Origin of the sequence: Polaromonas potterensis, assembly GCF_033446725.1 — a bacterium.
In the GTDB taxonomy this organism is placed as follows: Bacteria; Pseudomonadota; Gammaproteobacteria; order Burkholderiales; family Burkholderiaceae_C; genus Polaromonas.
Genome location: NZ_JAWQLX010000002.1, coordinates 46,627 through 58,579, shown reverse-complemented (window position 1 = coordinate 58,579; position 11,953 = coordinate 46,627). Strand labels below are relative to the sequence as shown.

12 protein-coding genes are annotated in these 11,953 nt (G+C 62.6%); 6 read left to right on the top strand and 6 right to left on the bottom strand.

Annotation, left to right across the window (positions count from 1 at the left end):
* Positions 1-6: 6 nt before the first annotated feature.
* The 6 genes from R6254_RS03395 to R6254_RS03370 all read right to left on the bottom strand — a co-directional run bounded on the left by R6254_RS03395 (position 7) and on the right by R6254_RS03370 (position 6,746).
* The gene (locus R6254_RS03395) at positions 7-945 is read right to left on the bottom strand and encodes a 5'-methylthioadenosine/S-adenosylhomocysteine nucleosidase (protein ID WP_412103098.1); all 939 of its coding nucleotides are present in this window, start codon (positions 943-945) and stop codon (positions 7-9) included.
* Positions 946-1,003: 58 nt separating this feature from the next.
* Positions 1,004-1,651: a uracil phosphoribosyltransferase gene (gene upp, locus R6254_RS03390; RefSeq protein WP_318404426.1), complete on the bottom strand. Its 648-nt coding sequence runs from the start codon at positions 1,649-1,651 to the stop codon at positions 1,004-1,006.
* Positions 1,652-1,665: 14 nt separating this feature from the next.
* Positions 1,666-2,931: a URC4/urg3 family protein gene (locus R6254_RS03385; protein ID WP_318404425.1), complete on the bottom strand. Its 1,266-nt coding sequence runs from the start codon at positions 2,929-2,931 to the stop codon at positions 1,666-1,668.
* Between the two features lie 27 nt (positions 2,932-2,958).
* Positions 2,959-4,230, bottom strand: a complete 1,272-nt coding sequence (locus R6254_RS03380) for a GTP cyclohydrolase II (protein WP_318404424.1) — start codon at positions 4,228-4,230, stop codon at positions 2,959-2,961.
* 62 nt (positions 4,231-4,292) lie between these two features.
* Positions 4,293-5,252: a threo-3-hydroxy-L-aspartate ammonia-lyase gene (locus R6254_RS03375; RefSeq protein WP_318404423.1), complete on the bottom strand. Its 960-nt coding sequence runs from the start codon at positions 5,250-5,252 to the stop codon at positions 4,293-4,295.
* A 9-nt stretch (positions 5,253-5,261) separates the two neighbouring features.
* Positions 5,262-6,746 (bottom strand): helicase HerA-like domain-containing protein, encoded by a 1,485-nt coding sequence (locus tag R6254_RS03370; protein ID WP_318404422.1) that lies wholly within the window; start codon positions 6,744-6,746, stop codon positions 5,262-5,264.
* A 65-nt stretch (positions 6,747-6,811) separates the two neighbouring features.
* On the opposite strand from R6254_RS03370, the gene R6254_RS03365 reads away from it, so the two are divergent.
* From R6254_RS03365 to rlmH, 6 genes are all read left to right on the top strand, one after another.
* Positions 6,812-7,537 (top strand): YebC/PmpR family DNA-binding transcriptional regulator, encoded by a 726-nt coding sequence (locus R6254_RS03365; RefSeq protein WP_318404420.1) that lies wholly within the window; start codon positions 6,812-6,814, stop codon positions 7,535-7,537.
* Positions 7,538-7,561: 24 nt separating this feature from the next.
* Complete coding sequence (purD, locus tag R6254_RS03360) at positions 7,562-8,872, top strand: phosphoribosylamine--glycine ligase (RefSeq protein WP_318404419.1); 1,311 nt, start codon at positions 7,562-7,564, stop codon at positions 8,870-8,872.
* Positions 8,873-8,963: 91 nt separating this feature from the next.
* Entirely contained in the window at positions 8,964-9,881 is a 918-nt protein-coding gene (gene hemF, locus R6254_RS03355; RefSeq protein WP_318404418.1) for an oxygen-dependent coproporphyrinogen oxidase, read from the top strand.
* 38 nt (positions 9,882-9,919) lie between these two features.
* Positions 9,920-10,531: a nicotinate (nicotinamide) nucleotide adenylyltransferase gene (nadD, locus tag R6254_RS03350; RefSeq protein WP_318404416.1), complete on the top strand. Its 612-nt coding sequence runs from the start codon at positions 9,920-9,922 to the stop codon at positions 10,529-10,531.
* A 36-nt stretch (positions 10,532-10,567) separates the two neighbouring features.
* Positions 10,568-11,359, top strand: coding sequence for a ribosome silencing factor (gene rsfS, locus R6254_RS03345; RefSeq protein ID WP_318404415.1), 792 nt, complete (start codon positions 10,568-10,570; stop codon positions 11,357-11,359).
* A complete protein-coding gene (gene rlmH, locus R6254_RS03340; protein WP_318404414.1) occupies positions 11,356-11,823 on the top strand; it encodes a 23S rRNA (pseudouridine(1915)-N(3))-methyltransferase RlmH in 468 nt (155 codons plus the stop codon). Before rsfS ends, rlmH begins: the two co-directional genes overlap by 4 nt.
* Positions 11,824-11,953: the final 130 nt, after the last annotated feature.

Sequence of the window (11,953 nt, the reverse complement as noted above, 5' to 3'; positions counted from 1 at the left end):
TTTCCCTCAGGGCTTCCAGGCCGCCAGAAACGCCAGCAGCACCCGCGCCGAGTTGTCGGCAGCGATGCTGAGAAAAGTGTTCATCTCGTTTTGGCCTTCGCCGCCACCCGCCAGGTCGCTGAGCGAGCGAAACGCGATATACGGTACTCCGTTGCTATAGGCGACCATGCCGACGGCGGCGGTTTCCATGTCCAGCACATTGGCCTGGAAGGTTTTGAAAGCGTATTCGCGAAAGGCGGCGTTATCGACAAAGGCCTGGCCGGACACGCCGTTGCCGCCCACCACCAGCACGGGCTGGCGCGTGAGGCATTGGCTGGCCTTGCAACGGACCAATTCAACCTGGCGCAGCCTGCGCGCGACGTCCAGCATTCTCGCGTCGGCTCCAAACCAGAACTTGCGCACCAGGGCCGGTTGGGCCGCCGTGCGGGTTTCAACCGTACGCGGCTGCAACATGCCGAAGGCGGGGAACATCGGGCGCTCCATGGGCGGCGGCGGGGTGAATTGGCCGGGCGAGGTTTCGCGCGCCATCGCCACTTCCAGGTACTGGCCCCACTGCGCGGGCACACTCACGTCACCGATGTTCAGGCCGGGGTTGACGCCGCCGGCGATGCCGCTGAAGACAATGCTTTTGATGTTGAAACGGTCCAGCACCAGTTGCGTGTTCATGGTGGCATTCGTCATGCTGATCCCGGACAGGAACAACACCACCGCCTGGCCTTCCAGGGTGCCGGTGGTGAATCGCACGCCGTTCAGCTGGTGTTGCACCGGCCCCTGCAGCTTGCCGAGCAGCAAGGCCAGTTCGGGCTCAAAGGCCGTCATGACAGCCATACGCGGTGTGTTGTCGAGCCGGCCGGTGGACACGCTGGCGCAAGCGACCAGGCAAAGCGCCACCCCACAGGCCATGAAAAAACGCCAAAGGCGGCCTGGGGTTGTGGGCTGGTGCATGGGAACGGTCGCTATTAAAGATATAGCTGCTTGCGCCCGCAGCGATTGGGCTGGAGGCCTATTTTGTTCCGAATATGCGGTCGCCGGCATCTCCCAGGCCGGGCAGGATGTAGCCGTGGTCGCTGAGCTGGCGGTCGATGGCGGCGGTGTAGATGTGTACGTCGGGGTGGGCTTTTTGCAGCGCGGTGATGCCTTCGGGGCAGGTCAGCAGGCAGACAAACTTGATGGACTTGGGGTTCAGTTCCTTGAGCCGCTCGACTGCCGCAATCGCCGAATTGCCGGTGGCCAGCATGGGGTCGACCACCACGATGTCGCGCGCTTCCATGTCGTGCGGCATCTTGAAGTAATACTCGACGGCGGTCAGGGTTTTCGGGTCGCGGTACAGGCCCACATGGCCGACACGGGCGCCGGGCACGACGCTGAGCATGCCTTCCAGAATGCCGTTGCCGGCGCGCAGGATGGAGACAAACACCAGCTTTTTGCCGTCGATGACCTTGAAGGTGGCCGTCTCCAGCGGGGTTTCGACCTCGACGTCCTGCATAGGCATATCGCGCGTGACTTCGTAGGCCATCAGCATGCTCAGCTCGTTGAGCAGGGTGCGGAAGGTGTTGGTCGACGCATCCTTGCGGCGCATCAGGGTGAGTTTGTGCTGGACCAGGGGGTGGTCGATCAGGTGGACTTTGTCGTTGTATGTTGGAGAGGTCATTTATTTCAGCTTTTTTAAAATACGGTGCCGTCGCTCTGGATGTTCAAAGGCGGTTTGCCTTCGCGCAATCGCTGGGCCAGTACCCGGCCCGCGGCCCAGGTCCCGCCTTCGAGCACGCAGGCCAGTGGCATTTGCGCAACCGTCAATCCTAACTGCTCGCGCACCAGCGGCGCGAGTTCATCGAGCAGGGCGACGGTCAGCGCCCGCCATTCGACAATCAATTCATCCCCCACCTCGTGCAAACGCCGCGCCTGCGACTCGTCTCTGAGGTGTAACACGCCAGCGTCCAGGAAGAGGCCGCCGTTGCGGTACTCGGGCAGGCCGGTCAGGGCGTCCAGCCCTTCGACACGGATGCCGGCCCATTCAAAAGGCTCCAGCAGCGAATAAGTCAGCCATTGCGACAGTTTATGGAACGGCATCCAGCCCTCGCTGAGCGAGCTGTCCGCCCCCTGGACGCTGGCCGCCGGGTGGCGCCAGCAATCCCCGAGCGGCGTGCCGTTTATCGCGTTTTGTGCCGGCCAGATCGTCGACAGGCCCCGCAGCAGCACCGACAACAGCTCCTGCGCCTGGATGCTGCTCTGGCCGTCCCGCGTCAGCAGGTCAAACAAATGGCCGGGCCGGGCCGGTTGGCCGAACACACCGGCGTGCTCCTGCAACACTTGGCCCAGGCGGCGCAACAAGGCGGCACGGCCCTCCAGCCCGACCAGCGTATTGCCCGCCGTGACCTGGAAGGCGTGGCCCAGGCGCTCGGCCGTCACCGCCTGCAGACCCAGGGCATCGGCCTGCAGCGGCCGATCCGGGTCGCAGGAAAAAAGCCCGGCCATGAAGCTGTGAAAGCTGGCCACCCCCAGGCCTTCCGAACGGGTGTATTCATGTTCGGGTTTTTGCGCCAGGCCGGGCTCCCGGTAACGCCAGTCGGGGCCGGCTCCAGCGTCGAGCAACACGCTGACCAGCGCCAGGTCGATCTGCGCGCGGGCACGCTGGGCGGGCGTGACCGGCCCCAGGGCTTGGGCCAGCTGACCAGCGCGGTCTACGCCGCCGGCTTCAAAATGCCGCCAGCGGCTGTGGTACGGAATTTTCAGGTGCGGGTAGCGGGCCTGGGTCAGCTTGGCCACCAGAATGGCGGCGGTGTCGAGGGCCCCATCGTTGATGGTGAACCAGCGGGAGTCGCCGCGGCGCGCCCGCGCCAGCAAGGCGTTGGCCCGTGCACGTATCGTGGCCGTAGAGTGCAATGTATCCGTAGCCCCCGCCAGTCGGACGTCACCAGCTACTGTATTCATAGCGAATCTGCCTTGTGGTTCAGGGGGTTAAACATCCAGGCCACGGCCCTTGGCCTTTTTGAGTTCTGCGGCGTCGGGCACAAGGCCTGGCGTGAAATAACCGGCGGCCATCTTGGCGTCCATTTCCACGCGGGCATCTGCCGGGATCAGCGTATCCGGAATGTTCACGCGTTCGACAATCTCGATCCCGGCCTTGGTGATCGCATCAAACTTCATGTTGCTCATGGACACCAGGCGGTGGATTTTGCGCACACCCAACCAGCTCAGCACATCGGGCATCAGTTCCTGGAAACGCATGTCTTGCACGCCGGCCACACATTCGGTACGGGCAAAGTACTGGTCGGCGGTGTCACCACCCACCTGGCGCTTGCGTGCGTTGTAAACCAGGAATTTGGTGACTTCACCCAGCGCCCGGCCTTCCTTGCGGAAGTAAACCACCAGGCCCACACCGCCGCGTTGCGCGCCCTGGATACATTCCTCGATCGCGTGGGTCAGGTAGGGGCGGCAGGTGCAGATGTCCGAGCCGAAAACGTCCGAGCCGTTGCATTCGTCGTGCACGCGGGCGGTGAGTTCGACCTCGGGGTTGGCCAGGTCGCGCGGATTGCCGAAAATATAGGCCGTGAGCCCGCCTATGGGCGGCAAAAACACCTCCAGGTCGCTGCGCGTGACCAGTTCGGGGTACATGCCGCCGGTTTCTTCAAACAACACGCGGCGCAAATCGGCCTCAGTACAACCAAAACGACGGGCCACCTCGGGCAGGAACCACACCGGCTCGATCGCCGCCTTGGTGACCATGGCCGCGCCACCGGCCGTGAGGTGTTTGCCATCGGCTTTCAGCCGGCCGGACAACAAGGCCTCGATGACTTCGGGAAGAATCACATGGGCCTGGGTCACGGCAATCGTCGGTCGGATGTCATACCCGGCGGCGAGTTCGCTGGAGAACACATCGGCGACGGCGGCACCCCAGGGGTCCATGGCGACAATGCGGCCGGGCTCGCTCCATTGCGGATAGGGGCCGATCAGGTCCGTCGGCGAGGTGTTGGTCAGATCCGCTTTGTGGTGTGGGGACAGCGCACCGGAGGCCACGGCCAGGGCGCGGTAGACGCTGTAGGAGCCGCTGTGGGTGCCGATCACGTTGCGGTGACCGCGGTTGGTCGTGGTACCAACCACCGGCCCGCGTTCAGCGGCGGTGGCCGCGGCCCAGTGAATGGGGAGGGCGCCGTTGCCGCCGGCATGCGAGGTCAGGCGGATATGGTGCGGGGAATGCTCCCGGGCGGGGGTCATGGCGTCAGCAGGCATGGGCGGCCCTCAAAAATCCCAATGTACAGACCCCGCCAGCCGCTGGCAAGTCTGCCTGACCCTCAACCCGCCATCAGTTGCGCGAAACGCGAAAGATCGACATTGCCGCCGCTGATCAGCACACCCACACGTGCGCCGCGCAAGTCCAGCCCGCTGCTGCGTGCACCGGCCAGCGACAGGCAACCCGTGGGTTCGACCAGCATTTTCATACGTTCGGCATAAAAACGCATGAATTCGATCAGTTGTGCATCGGTGGCGGTGAAGATGTCGTCCACGTTGCGGCGAATGATCTCGAAGGTGATCTGGCCCAGTTGCTGGGTCTGGGCGCCATCCGCCAGGGTCTCCGGCACAGCGATTTTGACGCGTTCGCCGCTGCGCAGGGACTGCTGGCCGTCGTTGCCGGCCTCCGGCTCCACGCCATAAACCTTGCAACGCGGCGACAGGGCGCGCGCCGACAACGCGCTGCCGCTGGTCAAACCACCGCCACCCAGGCAGATAAACAGATGGTCCAGCTCGCCGACTTCCTCGAACAACTCCTTGGCCGCCGTGCCTTGGCCGGCAATGACGTCGGCGTGGTCAAACGGTGGGATCAAGGTCATGCCACGTTCTTCGGCCAACTGGCGGCTGAGCGCGTCGCGGTCGTCCTTGAAACGGTCAAAGGTGATGACTTCGGCGCCATAACCGCGTGTGGCCGCCAGCTTGGCTGTGGGTGCGTCTTGCGGCATCAAAATCGCCGAAGGCATGCCCAGGATGCGTGCCGACAGCGCCACCGCCTGGGCGTGGTTGCCGGACGAAAACGCCAGCGCGCCGCGTTTGCGCTGCTCGGGCGTGAAACGGGCCAGCGCGTTGTAGCCGCCACGGAACTTGAAAGCGCCCATGCGCTGGAAGTTTTCACACTTGAAAAACAGCTGGGCGCCAAACATGGCATCGGCCGTGCGCGAGGTCATGACCGGCGTGTGATGCGCCTGGCCTTTCAGCCGGTGGGCAGCAGCGCTGACATCTTCGTAAGTGGGAATAAACATGGGTGCGGCCTACCTTTTTTTACTGCCGAAGATGCTGCCCAGGGCGCCGCGCAACACCTGGCGTGCCAGCAGCCGGGCTTCCGACTTCAGGACCGACTGGACCATGCCGTCACGCTGGCCGCCGCGTGGACCCTTGGAGCCGAACAACACCTCGTTCAGGCTGCCCATCAGTCCGCCTGAGTCTTCCGTGGCTTTGGCCGTTTCGGCCTGGGCGGTGGCGGTGCGGGCCGTCAGCACCTCGTAGGCGGATTCACGGTCCACGGCCTTTTCGTAGACGCCGGCCACCAGCGAACCAGCGACCAGCGCCTGGCGTTGCTGCGGCGTGATCGGACCGATCTGGCTGCCGGGCGGCAGCACGTAAACGCGTTCGGTGACACTGGGCCGACCCTTGCTGTCGAGAAAACTGACGAGCGCCTCACCGACGGCCAGTTCGGTGATGGCGGTCTCCATGTCCAGCCCGGGTTTTTGCCGCATGGTCTGGGCCGTGGCCTTGACGGCTTTCTGGTCGCGCGGCGTGAAGGCGCGCAGGGCGTGTTGCACCCGGTTGCCAAGCTGGGCCAGCACCGAGTCGGGAATGTCCAGCGGGTTTTGCGTCACGAAATACACGCCTACGCCCTTGGACCGCACCAGGCGCACCACCAGCTCGATACGTTCAATCAACACCTTGGGCGCTTCGTTGAAGAGCAAATGGGCTTCGTCGAAGAAAAACACCAGCTTGGGTTGATCCGGGTCGCCGATTTCGGGCAGTTGCTCGAACAACTCGGACAACATCCAGAGCAAAAAAGTGGCGTAAAGGCGCGGCGAATTCATCAGTTTGTCGGCGGCCAGGATGTTGACCACCCCCTGGCCGTTGCCGTCGGTCTGCATGAAGTCGCTGATATTGAGCATGGGCTCGCCAAAAAACTTGTCGCCGCCCTGGCTTTCGATCTGCATCAGGCCACGCTGGATGGCGCCCACACTGGCGGCGCTGATGTTGCCGTATTTGGTGGTGAAGGTGCTGGCGTTGTCGCCCACATACTGCAGCATGGCGCGCAGGTCCGGCAGGTCCAGCAGCAGCAAGCCGTTGTCGTCGGCAATCTTGAACACCAGGTTGATCACGCCAGCCTGGGTGTCGTTGAGGTTGAGCATGCGGCCCAGCAGCAGCGGCCCCATGTCGGAGACGGTGGCGCGCACCGGGTGGCCCTGCTCGCCAAACACGTCCCAGAGCTGGGTCGGGCAGGCGCGCGGTGCAGGGGGCTCAATGCCGCGTTCTTTCAGGATGGCGGCCATCTTGTCGCCGATGCTGCCGGCCTGGCTGATGCCGCTCAAATCGCCCTTGACGTCGGCCATGAAGACCGGCACGCCGATTTTCGAGAAATTTTCAGCCAGGGTTTGCAGGGTCACCGTCTTGCCGGTGCCGGTGGCGCCTGTGATCAGGCCGTGGCGATTGGCCAGGCCGGGAAGAAGTTCACAATGGGTGGAAGCGTTCTTGGCAATCAGTAAAGGCTCGGCCATGGCAATGTCCTGGGATGAAAAAGTAAAATGCTGCTTGTAGATTAAATCAATTCCAAAGGATTTCCGTGGCTGGTCACAGTAAATGGGCGAATATTCAGCACCGCAAGGGTCGCCAGGACGAGAAGCGCCAGCGCATCTGGACCCGTGTGATGCGCGAGATCATGGTGGCGGCCCGCATGGGCGGCGGCGACCTGGGCACCAACCCGCGCCTGCGCCTGGCCGTGGACAAGGCCAAAGCGGCCAACATGCCGAATGAAAACGTCAAATACGGCATCGCCAAAGCCACCGGCAGCCTGGAAGGCGTGCAATACGAAGAAGTTCGTTACGAAGGTTACGGCATAGGCGGCGCCGCCATCATCGTGGACTGCATGACGGACAACCGCGTGCGTACCGTGGCCGAAGTGCGCCACGCCTTTTCCAAACACGGCGGCAACATGGGCACGGAAGGCTCGGTGGCTTTCCAGTTCAAACATTGCGGCCAGCTGATTTTTGCGCCTGGCACCAGCGAAGACAAAATCATGGAAGTGGCGCTGGAAGCCGGCGCTGACGATGTGATCACCGACGAAGACGGCGCGATCGAGGTATTGACGCCTTACACCGCCTTTGAAACCGTCAAAAATGCCCTGGAAGCAGCCGGCCTGGTGCCTGAAATAGCCGGCGTGACCATGCGCGCCGACAACACGATTGAGCTGACAGGCGACGATGCCCAGAAGATGCAACGCCTGCTGGATGTGCTGGAAGACCTGGACGATACCCAGGACGTCTTCCACAACGCTGCCATTTCAGAATAAGAGTCCAACAATGAAAGTTTTCACATGAAGGTTTTAGTGGTCGGCGGCGGTGGCCGTGAACATGCGCTGGCCTGGAAGCTCGCGCAGTCCCCCAAGGTGCAGGCCGTGTATGTCGCACCCGGCAACGGGGGAACCGCGCTCGATGCCCGGCTTGAGAATATAAATATCACGGATGTGAAGGCGCTGCGTGAATGGGCGGCTACTGAAAAGATAGCGTTGACGGTGGTGGGGCCCGAGCAGCCGCTGGCCGCCGGCATCGTCGACGAGTTCCGCGCGCACGGCCTGCGGGTGTTTGGCCCGACCAAGGCCGCGGCGCAACTGGAAAGCTCCAAGGCCTTTTCCAAGGCTTTCATGAAGCGCCACGGCATTCCGACGGCCGAGTACGAAACCTTCACCGACGCGGCGGCGGCGCATGCTTATGTCGATGAAAAAGGAGCACCGATTGTGGTCAAGGCCGACGGCCTGGCGGCCGGCAAGGGTGTGGTGGTGGCCATGACGCTGCACGAAGCGCATGAGGCGATCGAATTCATGCTGACACCAGACCCGGACTTCAACCCGCTGGGCGTCAAACACAACGCCGGCGGCGCGCGGGTGGTGATCGAGGAGTTCCTGCAGGGCGAAGAAGCCAGCTTCATCGTGCTCTGCGATGGCAAAAACGTCACCGCCCTGGCCACCAGCCAGGACCACAAACGCCTGCTGGACGGCGACCAGGGCCCCAACACCGGCGGCATGGGTGCGTATTCGCCGGCCCCCATCGTGACCCCCACGGTGCACGCCCGGGCCATGCGCGAAATCATCATGCCGACCATCAAGGGCATGGAAAAAGATGGCATTCCTTTCACCGGCTTTCTGTACGCCGGGTTGATGATTGATGCCGACGGCAAGGTCAAAACCCTGGAATTCAACTGCCGCATGGGCGACCCGGAAACCCAGCCCATCATGATGCGGCTCAAGTCGGACCTGTACGAGGTCATGATGGCGGCGACTTCGGGCAAGCTGGACCAGGTCGAGCTGGAGTGGGATCGTCGCGTGGCGCTGGGTGTTGTCATGGCCGCACACGGTTACCCGCTGCAACCGCGCAAGGGCGATCTGATCACCGGCCTGCCGCCAGTGAATCCGACCGAGCCGGAAGACACCGTGGTGTTCCACGCCGGCACGGTTACGGGCAGTACCAAAGACAGCGTGTTGACCTCGGGCGGGCGCGTGTTGTGTGTCACGACGCTGGCCAATTCGGTCCGGGAGGCGCAACATCAGGCCTACGACGTGGCACGCACCATCCAGTTTGACGGTGCGCAGTACCGCAAGGACATCGGCTTTCGGGCGCTCAAGTCCTGATGGCTTGCCTGCGGCCAACCACTTGGCGTAAGGGGCGACACGGCGGACCAAATAGGCCCGGCGTGGCCCCAGCCGATACCATCATCACTTCATGACGATTCAAGACATTTCTGGTGTTCGCCACTACCTGTTGGGTTTGCAGGAACAAGTCACCAGCACCATCGCCGCGCTGGACGGCCAGGCCTTTGTCGCCGACCCTTGGCAAAAGGCGGCCGGGGAATCCCTGCAGGGTAACGGCATCACCACCATCCTGGAGCAGGGCCGGCTGTTCGAACGTGCCGGTTGCGGCTTTTCGCATGTGCGCGGACCCAAACTGCCGCCGTCAGCGACGCAGCACCGGCCCGAACTGACCGGTGCGCCGTTTGAAGCCATGGGGGTGTCGCTGGTGTTTCATCCGCGCAACCCTTATGTGCCGACGGTGCACATGAATGTGCGCATGTTGGCCGCCACCCCCGCATCGAGCCCAACGGTCTGCTGGTTTGGCGGTGGCATGGATTTGACGCCTTATTACGGCTTTGAAGAAGACGCGCAGCATTTCCATCGCAATTGCCGTGATGCACTGGCACCTTTTGGCGAGGACAAATACCCGCGCTTCAAGACCTGGTGTGACGAGTATTTCTACCTGAAACACCGGAACGAGCAGCGCGGCATAGGCGGCATCTTTTTTGACGACTTCCAGGAGCAGGGTTTCGATAACAGCTTTGCCATGATGCAGTCGGTCGGCAATGCCTTCTTGCCGGCCTACCTGCCACTGGTGGAGCGCCGCCAGAACATCGTTTATGGCGAGCGCGAACGTGACTTCCAGCTGCACCGCCGCGGCCGTTATGTGGAGTTCAACCTGGTCTGGGACCGTGGTACCCACTTCGGCCTGCAGTCGGGCGGTCGCACCGAGTCCATCCTGATGTCGATGCCGCCGCTGGTGAGCTGGTCTTACCAGCGCCCGGTGGAAGCCGGTTCGGCCGAAGAGCGCCTGCAGAGAGAATTCTTGATACGGCGGGACTGGCTTTGACCGCAACACCGGTCACGGGCCCAAGCAGCGCCAAAGGCATGCAAAAGCGCTTGGGCGTATATGGCGGCTCCTTTGACCCGCCGCACCTGGCGCATGTGGCGCTGGCCCAGGCGGCCGTGGCCCAGTTGCAGCTCGATAGCCTGCACATCGTCCCGACCCGGCAGGCCTGGTACAAGGACAGGGCGCTCAGCGCGCCCGAACACCGGCTGGCCATGGCACAGCTGGCCTTCGCCGGGCTGGACCATGTGCTGGTCGATGAGCGTGAATTAAACCGTGCCGGCCCCAGCTTCACCATCGACACGCTGGAGGCGTTGCAGGCCGAAAATCCAGGTGTCCAGCTCTACCTGATCATTGGCACTGACCAGTTCGCAGCCTTGAAAACATGGCACCGTTGGCAGGACATTCTGGAAATAGCTATAATTTGTATAGCAAACCGCGCAGATCCCGCAAGGACTGATGCCGGTTTCGACCCCGAAATCCAGGCCAGGCATGCAGTTTTAACCCTGCAATTACCCCTGATGCCGGTCAGCGCCACCGAGATACGGCGGCAACTAAGTTCAGGCGAGGCCAGCCCGCAAAACCTGATCCACTTGGTTACTGAGCCGGTTGCGCGTTATATTGAGCGCCATAAGCTCTATATTTCGATCTAATTCCCGTTATTTTCATTTTTTGAAGCAAACCACTGCATGACCTCCACCTCCGCCAACACCGCCAGCACCGCTGCAAAAAAAGACGTCCAGAAACTGCAGCGAGCCATTATTGATGGCCTGGAAGATGTGAAGGCGCAGGACATCCAGGTGTTTGACACGGAACACATCACCTCGCTGTTTGAGCGTGTGATCATCGCGTCGGGCACCTCCAACCGGCAAACCAAGGCGCTGGCAGCCAGCGTGCGCGATGCCGTGCGTGATGCCGGTTTTGCCAAGCCGCGTATCGAAGGTGAAGAAAACGGCGAATGGATCATCGTGGATTGCGGCGCGGCCGTGGCACACATCATGCAACCCGTGATTCGCCAGTATTACCACCTGGAAGAGTTGTGGGGCGACAAGCCCGTCAAACTCAAGCTGGGCGCGCCAGCGCCGCTGGTCAAGGCCTCCAAGCCTGATGCGGAGGCAGAAGCCAAGCCGGCGCCCCGCACACGTGCTGGCGCCAAAACCGCCGCCAAACCAACCAAAGAGGCCGCCAAACCCGCTGCGAAAAAAGCCGCCCGTACCGACGACGGTACCTATGTCGGCCGGGTTGGCAAAACCAACGACTGGACCGCCAAACGTAACGCCGCCGAACCGGCTGCAGATCCTGCGGCCAAACCCGTCCGAGCAGCAGCCAAACCCGCTGCTAAAAAAGCCGTAGCGAAAACACCGATTGTCAAAATCCCAGTTGCCAAAAAAGTAGCGGCGAAGAAAACCGCTGCCAAGACCGCGGCTAAAACAGCCGTGAAAAAACCGGCTGCCAAGAAAACCACGACCCGGAGCAAATGAGGCTGACGATTGTCGCCGTCGGCCAAAAAGTGCCCGATTGGGCGCAAACCGCTTACGACGACTACGCCAAGCGTTTTCCGCCCGAATTACGGGTAGAGATCAAGGCCGTCAAGACCGAGCCGCGCGCCTCCAAGACGCTGGACACGCTGCTGGCAGCAGAGCGCCAACGCATTGAGGCCGTGATTCCCCGGGGCACACGCATTGTGGCCCTGGACGAACGCGGCACGGCCGTGACCACCGTGGCCTTGTCTGACAAGCTCAAAGCCTGGCAGCGCGAAGGCGACGATGTCGCTATCGTTATCGGCGGCCCGGACGGCCTGGACCCAGCCTTCAAACAGGCCGCCCACGAACGCCTGCGCCTGTCCGACCTGACCCTGCCACATGCCATGGTGCGTGTGCTGCTGATCGAGCAGCTCTACCGGGCCTGGAGCATCACGGTCAACCATCCCTATCACAGGGAATGATGCCCCCACGGTTGCTCACTGCGTGTAGCGTCCTGCCCCCCGAGGGGGCCGCTGCGCCTGCGGTCCGGCAAAGCCGGTCCCGCGGCCCTGGCTGGGCTGAACCGGGGATGCGGCCCGCCTCGTGACCTGA

Coding starts and splice junctions, on each gene's coding strand:
- R6254_RS03395 (WP_412103098.1), bottom strand. CDS start 945: ATGCACCAGCCCACAACCCCAGGCCGCCTTTGGCGTTTTTTCATGGCC.
- R6254_RS03375 (WP_318404423.1), bottom strand. CDS start 5,252: ATGTTTATTCCCACTTACGAAGATGTCAGCGCTGCTGCCCACCGGCTG.
- nadD (WP_318404416.1), top strand. CDS start 9,920: ATGCAAAAGCGCTTGGGCGTATATGGCGGCTCCTTTGACCCGCCGCAC.
- purD (WP_318404419.1), top strand. CDS start 7,562: ATGAAGGTTTTAGTGGTCGGCGGCGGTGGCCGTGAACATGCGCTGGCC.
- hemF (WP_318404418.1), top strand. CDS start 8,964: ATGACGATTCAAGACATTTCTGGTGTTCGCCACTACCTGTTGGGTTTG.
- upp (WP_318404426.1), bottom strand. CDS start 1,651: ATGACCTCTCCAACATACAACGACAAAGTCCACCTGATCGACCACCCC.
- R6254_RS03385 (WP_318404425.1), bottom strand. CDS start 2,931: ATGAATACAGTAGCTGGTGACGTCCGACTGGCGGGGGCTACGGATACA.
- rlmH (WP_318404414.1), top strand. CDS start 11,356: ATGAGGCTGACGATTGTCGCCGTCGGCCAAAAAGTGCCCGATTGGGCG.
- R6254_RS03380 (WP_318404424.1), bottom strand. CDS start 4,230: ATGCCTGCTGACGCCATGACCCCCGCCCGGGAGCATTCCCCGCACCAT.
- R6254_RS03370 (WP_318404422.1), bottom strand. CDS start 6,746: ATGGCCGAGCCTTTACTGATTGCCAAGAACGCTTCCACCCATTGTGAA.
- rsfS (WP_318404415.1), top strand. CDS start 10,568: ATGACCTCCACCTCCGCCAACACCGCCAGCACCGCTGCAAAAAAAGAC.